Source organism: Actinomadura sp. 7K534 (genome assembly GCF_004348575.1).
Taxonomy (GTDB): Bacteria; Actinomycetota; Actinomycetes; order Streptosporangiales; family Streptosporangiaceae; genus Spirillospora; species Spirillospora livida.
In genome coordinates this window covers 1-18,011 of the sequence record NZ_SMKB01000018.1, presented here as the reverse complement: position 1 = coordinate 18,011, position 18,011 = coordinate 1, and the positions used below count along the sequence as shown (strand labels likewise).

The window sequence follows — 18,011 nt, the reverse complement described above, 5'->3', positions numbered from 1 at the left end:
AGACGGGAGGTGCTCGAAATCAACGGCAACAAACTTCGCGAGCTACTGGACCGGCGGATCGCGGTCCTGGACGGGGCCTGGGGCACGATGCTCCAGGGCGCCGGACTGGCACCCGAGGACTACCGCGGCGACCGCGTGGCCGATGACCATCCGAAAGACGTCACCGGCGACCCCGACCTGCTCAACCTGACCCGCCCGGACGTGATCCTCGACGTCCACCGGCAGTACCTGCGCGCCGGCGCCGACATCACGACGACCAACACGTTCACCGCGACCTCCATCGGCCAGGCCGACTACGGGCTCGAGGGCCTCGTCCACGAGATGAACGTCGCGGGCGCCCGCCTCGCCCGCCAGGCCGCCGACGAGTTCGGCGGGCGGTTCGTCGCCGGCTCCGTCGGCCCGCTGAACGTCACGCTGTCGCTGTCCCCGCGCGTCGAGGACCCCGCGTACCGCGCCGTCACGTTCGACAAGGTCAAGGACTCCTACGCGGAGCAGATCCGCGGCCTCGCCGAGGGCGGCGTCGACCTGCTCCTCATCGAGACGATCTTCGACACGCTGAACGCGAAGGCCGCGATCGCCGCCGCTCGCGAGGCGGCCCCCGAGCTGCCGCTGTGGATCTCGGTGACGATCGTGGACCTGTCCGGCCGGACGCTCTCCGGGCAGACCGTCGAGGCGTTCTGGCGCTCGGTCGAGCACGCCGAGCCCCTCGTCGTCGGCGTGAACTGCTCGCTGGGCGCCGACGAGATGCGCCCGCACGTGGCGGAGCTGGCGCGCATCGCCGGCACCTACACCGCCAGCTATCCGAACGCCGGGCTGCCGAACGCGTTCGGCGGCTACGACGAGACGCCGGAGGAGACGGCGGCCAAGCTCGCCGAGTTCGCCGCGTCCGGCATGGTCAACGCGGTCGGCGGCTGCTGCGGGACGGGCCCCGGCCACATCGCCCGCATCGTCGAGGCCGTCCGGGACGCCGCGCCCCGCGAGGTCGCACGGCCGCCGAAGGCGTCGCGGTTCAGCGGGCTGGAGCCGTTCGAGATCGGCCGCGACACCGGCTTCATCATGATCGGCGAGCGGACGAACGTCACCGGCTCCAAGCGGTTCCGCAGGCTCATCGAGGCGGGCGACCACCAGGCCGCCGTGGACGTCGCACTGGACCAGGTGCGCGGCGGCGCGAACCTCCTCGACGTCAACATGGACGCCGACCTGCTCGAAAGCGAGCGGGAGATGACGACGTTCCTGAACCTGATCGCGACCGAGCCCGAGGTGGCCCGCATCCCGATCATGGTGGACAGCTCGCGGTGGAGCGTGCTGGAGGCGGGGCTGAAGACCGTCCAGGGCAAGGGCGTCGTCAACTCGATCAGCCTCAAGGAGGGCGAGGAGCAGTTCCTGGAGCAGGCCCGCCGCATCCGCGACTTCGGCGCCGGCGTCGTCGTCATGGCGTTCGACGAGACCGGCCAGGCCGACACCACCGAGCGCAAGGTGGAGATCTGCGGGCGCGCCTACGACCTGCTCACGCAGAAGGCCGGCTTCCCCGCCGAGGACATCGTGTTCGACCCGAACGTCCTCGCGGTCGCGACCGGCATCAGCGAGCACAACGGGTACGCCAAGGCGTTCATCGACGCCCTGCCGCTCATCAAGGAGCGCTGCCCTGGCGCGCGCACCAGCGGCGGCATCTCGAACCTGTCGTTCTCGTTCCGGGGCAACGAGGTCGTCCGCGAGGCGATGCACTCGGCGTTCCTGTACCACGCGGTCCGCGCCGGCCTCGACATGGGCATCGTCAACGCGGGGCAGCTCGCCGTCTACGAGAACATCCCGGCGGATCTGCTGGAACTCGTCGAGGACGTGCTGTTCGACCGCCGCCCGGACGCCACCGACCGGCTCGTGTCGTTCGCCGAGAACGTCAAGGGCGAGGCGACCAAGCGCGAGGTCGACCTCTCGTGGCGGGAGGCGCCCGTCGAGGAGCGCCTGGCGCACGCCCTCGTGCACGGCATCGTCGACTTCATCGAGGAGGACACCGAGGAGGCCCGCCAGAAGTCCGCCCGCCCCCTCGACGTCATCGAGGGCCCGCTGATGGACGGCATGAAGGTCGTCGGCGACCTGTTCGGGTCCGGGAAGATGTTCCTGCCGCAGGTCGTCAAGAGCGCCCGCGCGATGAAGCGGTCGGTCGCCTACCTCGAACCGTTCATGGAGCGGGAGAAGGAGGAGGCGCTGCGCGCGGGGCGGGCGCACACCGAGCGCGGCCAGGGCAAGATCGTCCTCGCGACGGTCAAGGGCGACGTGCACGACATCGGCAAGAACATCGTCGGCGTCGTGCTCGGCTGCAACAACTACGATGTCGTGGACCTCGGCGTGATGGTCCCGGCCGCCAAGATCCTGGACACCGCGATCGCGGAGAACGCCGACGCCGTCGGGCTGTCCGGGCTGATCACCCCGTCCCTGGACGAGATGGTCTCCGTCGCGGCGGAAATGGAGCGGCGCGGCATGCGGCTGCCGCTGCTGATCGGCGGCGCCACCACGTCCCGGCAGCACACCGCCGTGAAGATCGCGCCCGCCTACGAGGCGACGACCGTGCACGTGCTGGACGCGTCCCGCGTCGTCGGCGTCGTGTCGGACCTGCTGGACGAGGGCCGCGCCGAGACCCTCGCCGCGGCCAACCGCGAGGAGCAGGCCAGGCTGCGCGAGCAGCACGAGAAGAAGCAGCGCCGCCCGATGCTCACCTACGAGCGGGCGCGGGAGAACCGCGAGGTGGTCGACTTCGGCGACCTGCCGACCCCGGCCTTCACCGGGGTGCGGGTGGTCCAGCCCGAGATCGCCGCGATCCGCGAGATGATCGACTGGCAGTTCTTCTTCCTGGCGTGGGAGCTGAAGGGCAAGTACCCGGCGATCCTCGACCAGCCCGTCGCGCGGGAGCTGTTCGACGAGGGCAACGAGCTGCTCGACCAGATCATCGCGGACGGCTCGTTCGAGGCCCAGGGCGCCTACGGGTTCTGGCCCGCGCACTCCGACGGCGACGACATCGTCCTACCCGACACGCGGTTCCCGATGCTGCGGCAGCAGACGTCCAAGCCGGAGGGCCGCCCGAACCGGTGCCTCGCCGACTACGTCGCCCCGTCCGGCGACCACCCCTTCCCCGATCACCTGGGCGGCTTCGCGGTGACGATCCTCGGCGCCGAGGACCTCGCCGCCCGGTACGAGGAGCAGCAGGACGACTACAAGTCGATCATGGTGAAGGCGCTCGCGGACCGGCTGGCCGAGGCGTTCGCCGAGTACGTCCACCTGGAGGCCCGCCGCGCCTGGTTCGAGCCGGACGCCGACCCCCTCCTGGAGGACCTGCACGCCGAGCGCTTCCGCGGCATCCGGCCCGCGCTGGGCTACCCGGCGAGCCCCGACCACAGCCTGAAGCAGCGGCTGTTCGACCTGCTTGACGCGGGCCGCCTCGGCATGAAGCTGACCGAGTCGTTCGCGATGACCCCGGCCGCCAGCGTCAGCGGCCTGATCTTCGCGCACCCGGATTCGCGCTACTTCACGGTCGGGCGCGTCGGCAGGGACCAGATCGAGGACTACGCCCGCCGCAGCGACCTCCCGGTCGCCGAGGTCGAGCGCTGGCTGGCCCCGAACCTGGCGTACGACCCGTCGTAACGGCCGGAACGCCCGGCGGCCGCCGCGCCGCGGCCGCCGGGCGTGCTCACCTGGCCGTCAGGCCCAGGGGCGCCCGATGCGGACGCGCCAGACCTCTGGGCCGGTCTCCAGGTAGTCCCAGGTGAAGTCGCCGGGGTGCTCGGCGGCGAACTGGTAGTACAGCGGCTTCGGGTCGTGGTCGTTGACCAGGATGAACGCCCCGCCGTGGTCCAGCGCGCGGTACGCGGCGAAGATCTGCTCGTGCCGCTGCGCGGGGGCGAGGACGCGCACGTCCAGTTCCCCGTCGTCGAGCTCGGCCTTCGCGCCGGGCGTGCCGGGGTCGTCGTGGCCGCCGCACGTGCAGTGGTGCCCGTCCGCCCCGTCCCGCGGGCTCTCGGCGTCCGCGCCGAGGATCTCGTGCATCCCCGCGAGCAGCGCGCCGAGGTCGACGCCCGCGTCGACGAGCGCCGGCAGCAGCAGTTCGTTCTCCTTGTGCAGGTGCGACGCGAACAGCGCGCTGAGGGCCGACGCCGCGGCGATCGTCTCCCCGGGCGTGCGCGCCGCCTCCAGCTCGGCGAGCCGCTCCTTCAGCACGGTGTGCTCGCGCAGCATGGCGCGCAGCAGGAGGCGGGCGTCGGGCAGGTCCTCGGCCGCCCGGTAAAGGGTCTTCTCCTCGGCCTCGGCGTGCGGGACGACCTCCTCGGCGCAGAACGCGACGAGCCGGTCGCGCCGCTCGTGCGGCGCGGCGAGCTGGTCGGCGGCCCGCGCGATCGTGAGGACGTGGTCGGCCATGGTGCGGCCGAGCCGCTCGTGGTGGTCGAGGATCGCCCGCACGGTCTCCTGCTGCGGGCTCGCGGTCGATGTGGTCATGAGCACTTCACTCCTCGTGCCGAGCTGTTTTTTTACAACCGTACTTGTATTTATAGTAGCGGTATGGAGAAACTGGAGACGAGGGGCGGCCCCCGGCCCCGGGTGGCGGCGCGCCGGTTCCCGTTGCTCGCCGGCGCGCTGCTCGGGCTCCTCGCGGGCCTCTGGGGCGCCCTCGGGCTCCTCGGCCTCGACGTCCCGATGCCGCGCACCTCGTTCGCGCGGGAGCACGGCGCGCTGATGGCGCTGGGCTTCCTCGGCACGCTCATCTCCCTCGAACGCGCCGTCGCCCTCGGCCGCCCCTGGGGCTACGCCGCCCCCGCCCTCGCCGGCCTCGGCGCCGTCACCACCGCCCTCGGCCTGACGCTCCCCGGGAAGCTCCTGCTCACCGCCGCCGGCGGCTGGCTCGTCGCGGTCTACATCGCCGTCCTCGGCCGCCGCACCGGACGCGACCTCGCGATCCAGCTGGCCGGGGCGGTCGCCTGGTACGCCGGCGCCCTGCTGTGGCTGTCCGGGCGGCCGGTCGGCGAGATCGTCCTGTGGCTCGCCGCGTTCCTGGTCCTCACGATCGCCGGGGAGCGCCTCGAACTCGCCCGCGTCGCGTTCCTCGGCCGCCGCGCGTCCGACGGCCTCCTGGTCGCCGCGGCCCTGGTCGGCGCGGGCGCCGCCGCCTCCACCGGATGGCCGGACGCCGGATGGCGGCTCACCGGGCTCGGCATGGCCGCCCTCGCCGGGTGGCTCGCCGTCCACGACGTCGCCCGCCGCACCGTCCGCGGGACGGGCCTGCCCCGCTACGCCGCCGCCTGCCTCCTCGCGGGATACGCCTGGCTGGCCGTCGCCGGGACGATCTGGCTCGCCGCCGGGCGCCCCGCCTCCGGCGGACTCAACGACGCCGCCCTGCACGCGGTGTTCCTCGGCTTCGTCATGTCGATGGTCTTCGGGCACGCGCCGGTGATCCTGCCCGCGGTCCTGCGCGTCCGGCTGCCGTACCACCCCGTCCTGTACGCGCCGCTCGTCCTGCTGCACGCCTCCCTCGTCGTCCGCGTCGCCGGTGACCTCGGCGGGTCCGGCGCCCTGCGGACCGTCGGCGGCGTCCTCGGCGAGGTGTCGCTCCTGCTCTTCGGCGGATGCGCCGTGGCCGCGTCGCGCCTCCTGCGAAGGGAACCGTCATGACGTCCGTCGGCATCCGGCCCAGGCCCGCGGCCACCGAACCGCCCGCGCGCCGCCCGGCCCGCTCCGCCTGGCACGCGGTCGCCAACGGGGTCGTGCTCGCGTGGCTGGCGCTGACCGCCGTGGCCGCGCTCGTCCAGCCCGGCCTGCCCGCGCCCCGCTGGCTGCTGATCCACCTGTTCCTGCTCGGCGCCGTGACCAACGCGATCGTCACCTGGACCGAGCACTTCGCCACCGCGCTGCTGCGGATCCCGCCGCCGCCGCGCCGGTGGCCGCTGGCGCGGCTGGCGGTCCTGAACGCCGGGATCGCCGCCGTGCTGGGCGGTGTCGCCGGGGGGTACGCCCTGCTCGCCTCCGGCGGCGCCGCGACGGTCGTCGCGGTCGTCGCCGCGCACGCCACCGTGCTCGCCGTGCGCGGGCGGGGCGCCCTGGGCGGGCGGTTCGCGCACGTCGTCGGCTGGTACGTGTGGTCCGGCGTCGCGCTCGTCGCGGGCGGGACGCTCGGCGGCCTGCTGGCGTCCGGCCGGGCGCCGTCCGGCTGGCACGCGCCGGTCCGCGCCGCGCACGAGCACGTCAACATCCTCGGCTGGGTCGGCCTGGCCGTGCTCGGCACCCTGTTCACGCTGTGGCCGACGGTCCTGCGCACCCGGATGGTGGACGGCACCGGGCGGATCGCCCGCTGGTCGCTGCGCGCCGCCGTGCCCGGCCTGGCCGTCGCGGTCGGCGGCCTCCTCGCCGATCTCCGCTGGCTCGCCGCCGCCGGCCTGCTCCTCTACGCCGCGGCCGCCGCGCTCGCCCTCGTCCCGTTCGTGCGGACGCTCCTCCGGCGCCGCCCGCACACCCCGGCGTCGTGGATGCTCGCCGCCGGGACCGCCTGGTTCGCGGTGACCCTCGCCGCCGACGCGGCCCGGCAGAGCCTCGACGGGCTGCTTCCGCTCGTCCTCGTGGGCTTCGTCGGGCAGACGCTCCTCGGCGCGCTGACGTTCCTGCTGCCCGTCGTCCTCGGCGGCGGGCCCGCGGCGCTCAAGGCCAACGCGGCCGTGCTCGAACGCCTCTGGCTGCCGCGCGTCGCCGCCGTCAACGCCGCGGTGCCGCTGCTCGTCCTGCCCGTCCCCGGCTGGCTGACCCGCGCCGCCTGGATCGCCGCCATCGCCGCGCTGGGCTCGTTCGTCGTGCTCGCCGCGGCGACCGTCGTCCGCACCCGCCGCCCGTCGCCGGTCGTCGCGGGCATCACCGCCGGTGTCCTGCTCACCGCACTAGCCGCCGGGGTCGCGGCCGGGAGCGCGGCCCGGTCCGGCTCGTCGGTCGCGGCCTCGGGCACCCGCACCGTGGACGTCGCCCTCGTCGACATGCGCATCCGCCCCGGGACAATCGAGGCCGCGCCCGGGACGCGGCTCGTCCTGCGAGTCACCAACGAGGACGCCATGCCGCACGACCTGCGCCTCGCCACCGGCCAGGCCACCCCGATGCTCGACCAGGGCGAGACCGCCACGCTGACCGTCCCGCCGCTGGAGGAGTCGATCGACGGCTGGTGCACCGTGCCCGGCCACCGCGCCGCGGGCATGACCATGCGGATCAACATGACGGAGGGACCGGCGCCGGAACACGCCCAGCACGGCACCCACCAGGGCACAGGCCCGCTCGACTTGGCGGCCCCGATGTCGCCGGAGTGGCGTCCCTACGACGCCGCTCTCGAACCCGCCCCAGGCGGCAAGGACCACCGCGTCGAGATCCGCGCGACCGACCGGGAGCTAGAGGTCGCCCCGGGCGTCCGCCAGCAGATGTGGACGTTCAACGGCACCGTTCCCGGCCCCGTCCTGCGCGGCAAGGTCGGCGACGTCTTCACCGTCACCTTCGTCAACGACGCGGCCATGGGGCACGGCATCGACTTCCACGCCGGGTCCCTCGCGCCGGACCGCCCCATGCGCACCATCCAGCCCGGCGAGCGCCTCACCTACCGCTTCAAGGCCGAGCACGCCGGGGCTTGGCTGTACCACTGCTCGACGATGCCGATGCTCCAGCACATGGGCAACGGCATGTACGGCGCCGTCATCATCGACCCGCCGGACCTGCCCCGGGCCGACCGCGAGTACGTCCTCGTCCACGGCGAGCTGTACCTGGGACGGCCGGGCTCCGCGGAGCAGGCGGCGAAGATGCGCGACGGCCGCCCCGACGCGTGGGCGTTCAACGGCACGGCCGCCGGCTACGACCACGCCCCGCTGACCGCCCGCGCCGGAGACCGCGTCCGCGTCTGGGTGGTCGGCGCGGGCCCGGCGTCCGGCACCGCGTTCCACATCGTCGGCGCCCAGTTCGACACCGTCTACAAGGAGGGCGCCTACCTCCTCCGCGAGGGCGACGACGGCGGCGCGCAGATCCTCGACCTCGCGCCGGGCCAGGGCGGCTTCGTGGAGGCGGTCGTCCCGGAGGCCGGCCACTACCCGTTCGTCGACCACGACATGCGGCACGGCGAAGCCGGAGCGCACGGGATCCTGAAGGTCACCGGCTGAGCCGGCGGACGACCGGGTTCCCCTCCGGCGGGGTCCCCGCGAGTTCCACCGGGATCATCCGCGTCACCCCGGCGATCGAGCACGTGCGCCGCACCATGCCGTGCTCCGGCAGCCGGATCGACAGCGGGATCCCCGCCGTCTTGGCCCGGACATAGGTGCGGAGAATGACGTTCAGCCCACTGGAATCACAGAATTGACATTCGGTGAGATCGAGGACCAATGACCGGATGCCCTCGTCGAGGAGTTGCCGCGACAATGCGTGCAGGTCAGCACAGTTTCGGACATCCGCCTCCACCGGGAACAGCAGAGTCGCTTCCTGGTCCGTGCGGCGGACGGTCGCCCCGCCCGAAGTGGTGAACTCCATGGTCGCCTCGCTCAAGGTCGATACCGGAGTGTGCCGCGCTAATGGGACTGCCGAGCATTGCCCTAAGTGGACCGAATCCAGGATCAATCTACAAGCGGCGGAAAGTCAAACCATGTTCAAGACTTCTCGGGTCATTCTCCGCGCGGAAATTGTTGACGTGGGAAAGCACCGTCCTCAGCCGGCGGCGTAGCAGGGGGAGGCGAGGTTGTGGCCGGTGGCGGTCGGGCCGGAGATGAAGTCCGTGATCACCTTCACCCCGGTGAACTCCCGCTCGTCGGGACGCCCGACCACCGACTCGCGGAAGGCCGCCGCGTTCGGGCTGCCGGAGAAGTTGCCCGCCTTCCTGGGCAGCATCCCCTCGTAGTCCACGGTGGTGACCTGCCGGAGCGCCTCGTACACGCCCTCGCGGGTCAGGTCGCCGTTCGCCGCGGCCTTCTCCAGCACCGTCTTCAGCGGGTACTGGAAGATCCAGCCCGAGGTGAGCGCGTTGTCCGGCTCCACCTGGCCCAGCGCCAGCCGCATCGCGGTGTGCCCGGGGGAGTCGGCGGGGAACGTCTTCCACGGCGCCACCACCAGGTAGCGGGCCTTGAGCACCTCGGCCGCCGGGGTCTTCAGCAGCGACCCGACCCAGGTCGGGTTGCTGCCCATGAACCGGCCCTGGAAGCCCGCCTCCACGGCCTTTCCGGCGATCGCGGCGGTCTCGGCGGGACCCACCGTGAGCATCACGACGTCCGGCCGCCGCTCGAGGATCGCGCGTACGGCCTCGGCCTGCTTCGCCGCGCCCTGCTGCGTCTCCACCTCCGAGTAGCGCAGGCCGCGCGCCGTCGCCGCGAGCCTGGCGCCCGCCGCGCCCTCGCCGCCGTAGTCGCCGGGGTAGTAGACGGCCAGCACGCTCTCGGCCTGGAAGGTGTCGACGGCGTAGTCGATCGCGTTCATGGCCTCGAAGCAGTACGAGGCGCCCGACTCCAGGATCACGTCCTCGAACTCCCACCGGGACGGGTACGACCCGGGCACCGCGATCATCCGGGCGGCGCGCAGGTCGCCCAGGATCGCCTCGGTGGTCGGCGAGCCCAGGCTCTGCGCCAGCGCCAGCACCTTGTCCTTGATCTCGATGTACGCGCTGCGGTGCGTGGCGGGGTCGTACTTGTTGTCCCGGATGTAGGTGTGCACGTCGACGTCGTAGCCGCCGATGCCGCCCTGCCGGTTCACGCGGTCCCAGAACGCCTTCTGCGCCGTCACCATCGGCACGCCGAGACCCGTGAACGGCCCCGTGGTCAGGTCGGAGATGATGCCCAGGTAGATGCAGCCGTGGTCGCGGTTCACGGCCTTCGGGCACGGCTCCGCGGTGATCCCCGGGACGTCCGCGGCGGGGCCGCCCTCGTCCGTTCCGGAGGCGCAGCCCGCCAGCCCCGCCAGCAGCGCGGCCGCGGCGAGCAGGGACCTGATCCTCGGCCTGTCAGAGCGCGCGGAGACCATCGATCACTTCCTTGAGAATGCGGGCGTCCGGGCGCCCGGGCGGCGCGGCGGCGCTCTGCACGTGCATCAGCCCGCGGTCGAGCAGGTCGCTCACCAGCACGCGGACCACGCCCACCGGCAGCCGCAGGGCGGCCGACAGCTCGGCCACCGACACCGGGTTGATGGAGAACTCCAGGATCCGCTCGTCCTCGGGGCCGAGCGTGAGCGGATCGGGCATCGGCACCTCGGCGGTCACGACGACCGCGATCAGGTCGAGCTGGCGGCCGCGGCGGCGGGACCTGGTGCGGCCCCGGGTCACCGCGAAGGGACGGACGACGGGCCCGGCCTCCTCGTCCGCCCAGAGGTCGTCCGGCCGCGCCCTGCGGTCCCGGCCCGGATCCGCGGATCCGCCCGGCAGCTCGCCGGACATCACGGACCGCCGTCCCCCGCATCGGCGGCGCGGCCCCGCCGCCAGCCGCGCTGCACCGTGGACATGAAGTCGCGGGCGGCCTCCGGCGACCGCTCCTCCCCGCCCGTCCCGGACGGCTCCTCCCGGGTCTCGGCGGTGCGCCTCAGCTGCGGCGCCAAGTGGGTCTGGCGCCGCCGCACGGGCAGGTCGGCGGGCGGGTCCGCGACCGGGTCCGCGGCAGGGTCCGTGAAGGGGGGAGTGACCAGCGCGAGGTGGTCGCTCGACGGCGGCTGCGACGCGGACCGGACGGGCGGCGCGGGCAAAGCGGAACCGGCCACGGCCCACTCGCCGGTGTCGGTGACCTCGTGGCCGCCGGGGCGCTCGGGCGGCCGCGCCACCAGCTCCCGCGGGATCAGCGCGATGGCGGTGATCCCCCCGTACGGGGAGGCGCGCAGCGTCACCTTGATGCCGTGCCGTGCCGACAGCCTCGCCACGACGAACAGGCCGAGCCGGGCGCTGTCGTCCAGGTCGAGCTCGGGGGCGGTGGCCAGCAGCCGGTTGAGCTCCGCCAGCATGTCGGGCGCGATGCCGAGCCCGCGGTCCTCCACCTCCATCACGAACCCGTGCGCGACCTCCTGCCCGGTCACCCGGATCGTGGTGTTGGGCGGCGAGAACACCGCCGCGTTCTCGATCAGCTCGGCGATGAGGTGGATGGTGTCGGCGACCGCGGGCCCGAGCAGCGCCGCGCGGCCCATCGGCACGACCTCGACGCGGGTGTAGTCCTCGACCTCGGACGCCGCGGCGCGCGCCACGTCCACCATCCGGACCGGGTCGGCCCAGGTCCGCCCCGACGGACGGCCCGACAGGATGACCAGGCCCTCGGCGTGCCGCCGCATCCGGGTCGCGAGCGCGTCCAGCTCGAAGAGCCGCTCCAGCTCGTCGGGGTCCTCGGTGTCGCGCTGCATGGTCTCCAGCATCCGCAGCAGCCGCTGGAGGAGGGACTGGTTGCGGCGGGCCAGCGTCACGAAGATCTCGTTCAGGCGCCGGTTCGCGCGGGCCTCGTTCTCGGCGGCCCGCACGACCGCCCGCTTGGTCTGCGCGAAGGCGCGGTCGATCTGGTCGACCTCGGTGACCCGGAACCGCCCGCTGTCGCGTCCGCCGCCGCGTCCGCCGCCGCGTCCGCCGCCGCGTCCGCCGTCCGGGGCGTCGCCCGCGGCGAGCTCCTCCAGCGGCTCCTCGCCCCGCCGCGCCCGCTCGTTGATCAGCGGCAGCCGCCGCTGCGCGAACTCGTCGACGGCCGCGGCCATGGCGCGGCTCTCCACGATCAGCCGGCGGCCGGCCCGGATCGCGAACAGGATCGCGGCGATCACCGCGAGCAGCCCCAGCCCGCCGGTCAGCGCCAGCCGCAGCAGCACCGCGTTCGCCTCGTCGCCGGCCCGCCGGGTGTTCTCCTCGCGGATCTCGGACGACAGCGCCGCCAGCTGGGCGTCCACCGCCTCGGTCGCGGTGTGCCACGCGCCGATGTCCACGCCGGGACGCCCGCCGGCGGAGCCGCGCTGCATCAGCCGGTTCTGCAGCTCGTCGAAGCGGCGGAACTCCGGCCCGGACACGATCTGCTCGTACCGCACCCGGTAGGAGCCCTGGAGCTCGCGCGCCGCGTCCCCGTAGAGGAACCGGTGCGCCCCGGCGAACTCCACCAGCTGCAGGCGCTCTTCCTCGCTCAGCCGCCCGGCCGCCAGCGCGCCGGTGACGAGCGCGTCCTCGCGGGAGAGGTTCTCCCGGGCGTTCTCGAGCGTGCGGAGGACCCGGTTCTGCCGCACGAGGTCCGGGTCCAGCGAGTGGACCTCGTCGTAGATTTCGCTGGCCATCTCGATGTACTCGGTGTAGCGCGCCATCGCCTCGGCCCGCCCGAGGCTGCGGTCGTCGATCTCGGCGCGCAGCGGCTCCAGCCCGCCGAGCGCGTCCGCGAACCGGGTCATCCGCTGCCGCGTGACGGGACGGGTCGCGCCCCTGATCTCCTCGTCCTCCGCGGAGGCGCGGAACGCCGCGTCGGCCCGGTCGGTCGCCTCCCGCTGCGCCTCGAACCCGGCGCGGCCGATGGTCGCGTCGTCGCCCAGGGCGGACAGCGACATGCGCCGCTCGTCCTGCAGCGCGGCGATGACCTGGTCGGTGGGTTCGAGGACCTTCGTGGTGAACGTCTGCGCCCTCGCCTGCCGCAGGCTGTCCTGCAGCGAGGTGGTCGCGGCCACGCCCCACAGGACGACCAGTGCCGTGACGGGCGGGACCAGCAGCAGCACGATCCGCGATCTGACGGACCTGGCTCTGCCCCGGAGCACCCCGTGCCGCCTTCTCCCGGGCCGGCGCCTCATGCCCCGGGTCCCCGGCGATGGCCAACGCTCATGAGGACCTCCGCGCTGCTGTGATCTAGGTCACTCGATCGCCCAGGACGCTACTACATGCTCATGAGACACTCGGGCGATCTGCCTCACCCGCCCGAATTGTTATCTACGTGTAATTTGTGCACTCGCGGCAAAGCGCGCACCCGCGGCGGGTCGGCGGCCGGTAGATTTTTCGTTATCGCTGGTCAGCGGCATTCTGAGGGGTTTTGAGTCGATTCGTGGGGCTATGGCCCGTCTCGACATCGTCTAGAAGCGAAGTGATGACCATGGCGGAAAAAGGTACGGAAGGCAACGGCCGCGCCCTCACGGACGATCTGCCCGTCGACCAGCTCAAGGACGCGGGGCGGGAGCTCGTCCAGGCGCTCATGGTGCGGACGCTCACCGGGGCCAGCGGGAAGATCCAGGACGTGACCCAGCGGCTGACCGACGCCGCGGACGGCGGCGCGAAAACGAAGATGGCCGCGACCGGGGTGAAGAAGCTCGCCGAGGGCGAGTCCCCGCTCAAGGCGGGCCTCAGCGCGGGCGCCACCGGCGCGAAGGAGAAGGTCAAGGAGGCCGTGAGCTCCATCGGCGGCGGCGGCAAGGACGGCGGCGGTGGCGGCTACAAGGGCGACAAGAAGAAGGTCACCAACATCCTCGAGTCGTTCGACGTGGGCCTGCCCCGCCGCGTCGCCTACGACCAGTGGACGCAGTTCGCCGACTACCCGAGCTTCACCAAGAAGGTCGAGAGCGTCGAGCAGGAGTCGGACGAGAAGCTCCACTGGCGGGCCCAGATCTTCCTCTCGCACCGCAGCTGGGACTCCACGATCATCGAGCAGGTGCCGGACGAGCGGATCGTCTGGAAGTCCAAGGGCCCCAAGGGGTACGTGGACGGCGCCGTGACGTTCCACGAGCTGGGACCGACGATGACCCGGATCATGCTCGTCGCCGAGTACCACCCGGACGGCTTCTTCGAGAAGACCGCGAACCTCTGGCGGGCGCAGGGCCGCCGCCTCCGCCTGGACTTCAAGCACATCAAGCGCCACATGATGACGCGCACGATCCTGGAGCAGGAGGAGGTCCAGGGCTGGCGCGGCGAGATCCGCGACGGCGAGGTCGTCAAGACCCACGAGGACGCCCTGAAGGAGGAGCAGGAGGCGGCCGGCTCCGAGGAGGACCAGGAGAAGAAGCCCGACGAGGAGCAGGCGGAGGCCGGCGAGGAGCGAGCCGAGTCCGAGGAGGACAAGGCCGAACCCGAGGGCGCCGAGCCGAAGGCCGAGCAGGAGTCCGCGGAGGAGTCCGGGCAGGATTCCGAGGAGGAGTCCGGGCAGGAGTCCGAGGAGGAGTCCGGGCAGGATTCCGAGCAGGATTCCGAGCAGGATTCCGAGCAGGAGTCCGGGCAGGAGTCCGAGGAGCGGGCGAAGGAGAAGGCCGAGAGCACCGCCTGACCACAGTCTGCACACGTTCCGACGTTTTCGCTGGTCGCGCCCGGGTAGCGGCGGCCTGAGGGGGAACCATGGGCACTAACGGGGACGCCGGTGAGCCGGAGGGCGCCGAAGGCAGGATCGTCTCACCGGACACGCGGGCGCGGCCGAGCGAGGGACCGGACGTCCATCTCGACGTCCCGCTCCTCAAGGTGGAAGAGATATCCCTGGAGGTCGAGAACCTGGAGGCGCACGTCTCGCTCGTCGCCCAGGTCCTCGACATGCTCCGGCTGAACGTCGGCGCCGACGTCACCCTCGGCCGGGTGAAACTGGAGATCAAGGGCGTCGAAGCCCAGGCGCTGCTCGACGTCCGGCTCGACAACGTCGCCATCATCGTCGACCGCGTACTGACCACGCTCGACCGCAACCCGGAGCTCCTCCAGCACATCGGCCGCGGCGTGGAGGCGGCCGTAGGCGAGGTGGGCGCCGGCGCAGGCAAGGCCGTAGGCGAGGTAGGCGAGGGCGCCGGCAGCGCGGTGAAGGACGTCGGCGAAGGCGCCGGTGGCGCGGTCAAGGACGTCGGCGAGGGCGCGGGCGGCGCGGTAAAGGATATCGGCGCAGGCACAGGCGGCGCGGTGAAGGACGTCGGAGAGGGCGCGGGCGGCGCGGTGAAGGACGTCGGAGAGGGCGCGGGCGGTGCCGTGAAGGACGTCGGCGAAGGCACTGGTGGCGCGGTCAAGGGGGTGGGCGAAGGCGCGGGCGGCGCGGCCGAAAAGGTGGGCGAAGGTGCAGGTGGAGCCGTCAAGGACGTAGGCGAAGGGGCCGGCGGCGCGGTGAAGGACGTCGGCGAAGGGACCGGCAGTGCCGCTGAGAACGTGGGCGAGACCGCAAGCGACACAGCGAAGGGTCTCACCGGCGACACCGCCTCCGACCAGGACAGCACCGCCTCCGACCAGGACAACACCGCCTCCGACCAGAACAACACAGCCTCCGCGCAGAAGGACGCACCCGCGCAGGGCGGCAACGGCGGGGACACCGAACAACCCGCCGCCAACGGCGAGCAGGAGATCACCGCGCTCCAGACCGCGCTGCAGGAGACGGAGCAGTCCGTGCGCGAGCTGGGCCGGGCGCTGGTCCGGATGATCGCCCCGCAGCCCCGCCCGCCGAGCGGCGGCGGAAACGAGGGATCATGAGCCCCCACGAGCAACGTCCGAGCGAGGACGTCATGCGATCGGCGGACATCCTCTTCACAGCCCACGTCAAGGCCGACGAACTGCGCTTCGAGGTCGTCCCGGAAACCTCCGTGGTGTTCACCGGCGACGCCGACGAAGCGTCCGCGTCCGGCAGCGACCGGACCAACCTCCCGGCCGAGGTCCGGGAGAACGTCACCTACCGCGACGTCCGCATCGACTACGCGATCGCCGCGAAGCTCGAACCGGGTGATGTTCGCGAATCGGGGTAGCGGAGCCGACATGCGTACTCTCATCAACGGATTGATCGCCGGGGCCGCGGGGACCACCGCGCTCAACGCGACCACCTATCTCGACATGGCCATCCGCGCGCGGGGAGGCAGCAGCACCCCGGAGGACACCGTCCAGAAGCTGGCGGACGGAGCCCACATCAGCCTCGGCGAGGAAGAAGAGAAGGCGGAGAACCGCAAGCAGGGCATCGGCGCCCTGATGGGCTACGGCACGGGCATCGGCGCGGCCCTGGCCTATGGGGCGATCACCCGCCGCCGCGGCGCCTCATGGCCGGTCGGCATCCTCACCCTCGGAACGCTCGCCCTCCTCGGCTCGAACGTCCCGATGACCGCCCTGGGCATCACCGACCCCCGCGCGTGGTCCGTCGCCGGCTGGGTCTCCGACATCGTCCCCCACATGATCTACGGCGCCGCCGCCTACGCAGCCTACGAACAAATGCGCTGACCCCTCCCGGCAGCCGGTCCGTCCCGAAGATCAGGGGCAGTCGCACCGTCCCCGCGAACTCGTCGCCAATCACGGCCGGGCCCCAAGGCCCGCTCCGAGCGCACGCGCGATTGCCTCGGCGGTCTCGGCCGGGGAGTCGGCCGCGCCGATCCTGTCGCCGGTTGGAGCCCAGGTGAACATCCAGCTCCCGTCGACGAAGTCGGCGCCGATCTCGGTGAACCTGCTGGGCGAATCGGTGTTGATCACGTAGAGGACGGGCGTGCCGCTGCGCGAGACGATTCCGCACGACATCCCGCCGCGCTCGCGCACGGCCTCATCGAGGGCGGAGAGGAACGGACGCCGTCCGCTCATGGCCGTCAGATGATCAGTGGCCATCTTCGTACTACCTCCCGTCGGGGGTCATGCCTGGGCTGCGGATGCGGACGTGCCTGTGGAGCCGTCCAGGGGGTGTGCTGAGATCCGCTACGGGTGCATTCGCGACCAGATCCACTTGCCGCCGGCCGGGTCGGCGGTGACGCCGCACTTGGCGGACATGGCCTGGACGATGTGCAGGCCCCAGCCGCCGTTGTCGTCGAACGCCTCCTCGGACAGGTCGAGGTCGTCCAAGGTGAGTTCGGTCATCGGCCTGGCTTTGGGTAGCTCGTGGTCCGCGTCCCAGACGGCGATGATGACGCCATAGGCGTCCCGGCTGAGCTGGAGGCGGATCTCCTCGTCCGGCGTCTGCCGGGCCGCATTGGTCACGAGCTCCGAGACGACGAGAAGCGCGCTGTCGAGAATGTGGGAGTAGTCCCATTTGCGGATTCGTGTGTCCACGAAAATGCGCGCCAGCCCCACTGCGGCGGGTGTGCCCATAAGGGACATTGTTGGCTCTACGGCCGCCGTCATCGCCATCGTCCTGTCCTTGCCCGAGATTCCGATTTCCTGCGACAAGGATCACCGACGTGTTCTAGTTTTTGGTGTACAGCCAAACTATTCCAAACAGGAATACGAATGCCTCTCGTTCGAGACCCGATCGAGCCTAGGCACTCGATGTATCACTTTCTGGCCTTCTACCTGCGGTTTCTTCGTGAGAGGGCGGGCCTGTCACTCACCCAGGTGGGAAAGATCATCGGTGTGGCCAGGTCGTCTGTTTGCAATATGGAGGCAGGTAGGCAGCGTCCTCAGGAAGATCATGTTGCAAAGCTGGATGAGCATTACGGAACCGGCAAGCTATTGCAGCTTTTGCTGTGGTTTGCCCGTTTGGCGCATGACCCGAACTGGTTCCGGCAGTACTCGGAATACGAGAAGCAGGCATCATCGATCAGGGCGTATCACGGGCAAGCTGTACCGCTCGCGCTCCAAACTGAGGACTACACACGAGCTCTTGTGGAGGCCGGTTCCAGTAGAGACATCGAGGGCGAAGTGGCTGAACGCGCTGAGCGCAAGGCCGCAATCCTCGATCGGGAAGACTTCCCGGACCTCTGGGTGATCATGGACGAGGGTGTGCTGGCACGTCTTGTGGGCGGAAGGTCGGTCATGGCGACCCAGCTTCGGCACCTGCTGGAGATGGCGGACGAGGGCCATGTGAGCCTCAGGATCGTTCCCTTCTCCTCGGGCGCGAACGTTGGCGTGGACGGGTCATTGCAGATCATGCGCTTGGAGACCCGCGATGTCGCGTATGCGGGCGCCCAAGGCGGGGGCCGCCTGATCGAATCGCCGGGCGAGGTCCGCCAGATGGGGGATAAATTTGAACGTATCGGCGTGAAAGCCCTCTCAGAGGATGGCTCACGCGACCTCATCAAGCATTACTTGGAGATGTACGCATGATCGTCCAGTGGCGAAAGAGCACTCACAGTGGCGGCGTTGACGATAAAGCGTGCGTTGAGCTGGGGCGACTTGCGCCGGGGGCCGGGGTCGG

At 71.6% G+C, this 18,011-nt stretch carries 16 protein-coding genes; 9 read left to right on the top strand and 7 right to left on the bottom strand.

The genetic code is table 11. From position 1 onward, the window contains the following. Positions 1 to 9 precede the first annotated feature (9 nt). The gene (metH, locus tag E1266_RS06240; protein WP_132044672.1) at positions 10 to 3,636 is read left to right on the top strand and encodes a methionine synthase; all 3,627 of its coding nucleotides are present in this window, start codon (positions 10 to 12) and stop codon (positions 3,634 to 3,636) included. Positions 3,637 to 3,693: 57 nt separating this feature from the next. Here metH and E1266_RS06235 read toward each other — a convergent pair whose 3' ends face one another. Then, positions 3,694 to 4,485, bottom strand: a complete 792-nt coding sequence (locus tag E1266_RS06235) for a DUF2249 domain-containing protein (protein WP_132044670.1) — start codon at positions 4,483 to 4,485, stop codon at positions 3,694 to 3,696. 63 nt (positions 4,486 to 4,548) lie between these two features. On the opposite strand from E1266_RS06235, the gene E1266_RS06230 reads away from it, so the two are divergent. Both E1266_RS06230 and E1266_RS06225 read left to right on the top strand, forming a co-directional pair. Further along, positions 4,549 to 5,655: a hypothetical protein gene (locus E1266_RS06230; RefSeq protein WP_132044668.1), complete on the top strand. Its 1,107-nt coding sequence runs from the start codon at positions 4,549 to 4,551 to the stop codon at positions 5,653 to 5,655. After that, complete coding sequence (locus E1266_RS06225; protein ID WP_132044666.1) at positions 5,652 to 8,159, top strand: multicopper oxidase domain-containing protein; 2,508 nt, start codon at positions 5,652 to 5,654, stop codon at positions 8,157 to 8,159. The genes E1266_RS06230 and E1266_RS06225 overlap by 4 nt, the downstream gene beginning before the upstream one ends. Here the strand turns inward: E1266_RS06225 and E1266_RS06220 are convergent. The 4 genes from E1266_RS06220 to E1266_RS06205 form a co-directional block, all read right to left on the bottom strand. Then, positions 8,149 to 8,538: an STAS domain-containing protein gene (locus E1266_RS06220; RefSeq protein WP_132044664.1), complete on the bottom strand. Its 390-nt coding sequence runs from the start codon at positions 8,536 to 8,538 to the stop codon at positions 8,149 to 8,151. The genes E1266_RS06225 and E1266_RS06220 overlap by 11 nt on opposite strands. A gap of 159 nt (positions 8,539 to 8,697) precedes the next feature. Further along, a complete protein-coding gene (locus E1266_RS06215) occupies positions 8,698 to 9,999 on the bottom strand; it encodes an ABC transporter substrate-binding protein (protein ID WP_132044662.1) in 1,302 nt (433 codons plus the stop codon). Continuing rightward, entirely contained in the window at positions 9,980 to 10,408 is a 429-nt protein-coding gene (locus E1266_RS06210) for a DUF742 domain-containing protein (protein ID WP_132044660.1), read from the bottom strand. The genes E1266_RS06215 and E1266_RS06210 overlap by 20 nt, the downstream gene beginning before the upstream one ends. Further along, positions 10,408 to 12,684 (bottom strand): nitrate- and nitrite sensing domain-containing protein, encoded by a 2,277-nt coding sequence (locus tag E1266_RS06205; RefSeq protein WP_165965954.1) that lies wholly within the window; start codon positions 12,682 to 12,684, stop codon positions 10,408 to 10,410. The genes E1266_RS06210 and E1266_RS06205 overlap by 1 nt, the downstream gene beginning before the upstream one ends. A 362-nt stretch (positions 12,685 to 13,046) precedes the next feature. Between E1266_RS06205 and E1266_RS06200 the strand changes: the two genes are divergently transcribed. From E1266_RS06200 to E1266_RS06185, 4 genes are all read left to right on the top strand, one after another. Next, positions 13,047 to 14,213 (top strand): SRPBCC family protein, encoded by a 1,167-nt coding sequence (locus E1266_RS06200; RefSeq protein ID WP_132044656.1) that lies wholly within the window; start codon positions 13,047 to 13,049, stop codon positions 14,211 to 14,213. A gap of 68 nt (positions 14,214 to 14,281) precedes the next feature. Beyond that, entirely contained in the window at positions 14,282 to 15,382 is a 1,101-nt protein-coding gene (locus E1266_RS39825; protein ID WP_132044654.1) for a hypothetical protein, read from the top strand. Continuing rightward, the gene (locus tag E1266_RS06190; RefSeq protein WP_207945454.1) at positions 15,379 to 15,651 is read left to right on the top strand and encodes a hypothetical protein; all 273 of its coding nucleotides are present in this window, start codon (positions 15,379 to 15,381) and stop codon (positions 15,649 to 15,651) included. Before E1266_RS39825 ends, E1266_RS06190 begins: the two co-directional genes overlap by 4 nt. A 10-nt stretch (positions 15,652 to 15,661) precedes the next feature. Then, positions 15,662 to 16,114, top strand: a complete 453-nt coding sequence (locus E1266_RS06185) for a hypothetical protein (RefSeq protein WP_132044652.1) — start codon at positions 15,662 to 15,664, stop codon at positions 16,112 to 16,114. 69 nt (positions 16,115 to 16,183) lie between these two features. On the opposite strand, the gene E1266_RS06180 is transcribed toward E1266_RS06185, so the two are convergent. Next, positions 16,184 to 16,489: a hypothetical protein gene (locus E1266_RS06180; RefSeq protein WP_165965953.1), complete on the bottom strand. Its 306-nt coding sequence runs from the start codon at positions 16,487 to 16,489 to the stop codon at positions 16,184 to 16,186. Between the two features lie 87 nt (positions 16,490 to 16,576). After that, on the bottom strand, positions 16,577 to 16,966 hold the full coding sequence (locus E1266_RS06175; RefSeq protein WP_132044648.1) for an ATP-binding protein: 390 nt from the start codon (positions 16,964 to 16,966) through the stop codon (positions 16,577 to 16,579). Between the two features lie 177 nt (positions 16,967 to 17,143). On the opposite strand from E1266_RS06175, the gene E1266_RS06170 reads away from it, so the two are divergent. Both E1266_RS06170 and E1266_RS06165 read left to right on the top strand, forming a co-directional pair. After that, positions 17,144 to 17,920: a helix-turn-helix transcriptional regulator gene (locus E1266_RS06170; protein ID WP_165965952.1), complete on the top strand. Its 777-nt coding sequence runs from the start codon at positions 17,144 to 17,146 to the stop codon at positions 17,918 to 17,920. Next, a partial coding sequence (locus E1266_RS06165; protein WP_132044644.1) for a DUF397 domain-containing protein occupies positions 17,917 to 18,011 on the top strand: 95 nt, incomplete at its 3' end. The genes E1266_RS06170 and E1266_RS06165, both read left to right, overlap by 4 nt.

What these genes read in the sequence shown, in the direction of transcription:
- E1266_RS06180 (WP_165965953.1), bottom strand. Translation starts at nt 16,489, where the DNA reads ATGGCCACTGATCATCTGACGGCCATGAGCGGACGGCGTCCGTTCCTC.
- E1266_RS39825 (WP_132044654.1), top strand. Translation starts at nt 14,282, where the DNA reads ATGGGCACTAACGGGGACGCCGGTGAGCCGGAGGGCGCCGAAGGCAGG.
- E1266_RS06215 (WP_132044662.1), bottom strand. Translation starts at nt 9,999, where the DNA reads ATGGTCTCCGCGCGCTCTGACAGGCCGAGGATCAGGTCCCTGCTCGCC.
- E1266_RS06230 (WP_132044668.1), top strand. Translation starts at nt 4,549, where the DNA reads ATGGAGAAACTGGAGACGAGGGGCGGCCCCCGGCCCCGGGTGGCGGCG.
- E1266_RS06190 (WP_207945454.1), top strand. Translation starts at nt 15,379, where the DNA reads ATGAGCCCCCACGAGCAACGTCCGAGCGAGGACGTCATGCGATCGGCG.
- E1266_RS06175 (WP_132044648.1), bottom strand. Translation starts at nt 16,966, where the DNA reads ATGGGCACACCCGCCGCAGTGGGGCTGGCGCGCATTTTCGTGGACACA.
- E1266_RS06170 (WP_165965952.1), top strand. Translation starts at nt 17,144, where the DNA reads ATGTATCACTTTCTGGCCTTCTACCTGCGGTTTCTTCGTGAGAGGGCG.
- E1266_RS06210 (WP_132044660.1), bottom strand. Translation starts at nt 10,408, where the DNA reads ATGTCCGGCGAGCTGCCGGGCGGATCCGCGGATCCGGGCCGGGACCGC.
- E1266_RS06185 (WP_132044652.1), top strand. Translation starts at nt 15,662, where the DNA reads ATGCGTACTCTCATCAACGGATTGATCGCCGGGGCCGCGGGGACCACC.
- E1266_RS06200 (WP_132044656.1), top strand. Translation starts at nt 13,047, where the DNA reads ATGACCATGGCGGAAAAAGGTACGGAAGGCAACGGCCGCGCCCTCACG.
- E1266_RS06225 (WP_132044666.1), top strand. Translation starts at nt 5,652, where the DNA reads ATGACGTCCGTCGGCATCCGGCCCAGGCCCGCGGCCACCGAACCGCCC.
- E1266_RS06235 (WP_132044670.1), bottom strand. Translation starts at nt 4,485, where the DNA reads ATGACCACATCGACCGCGAGCCCGCAGCAGGAGACCGTGCGGGCGATC.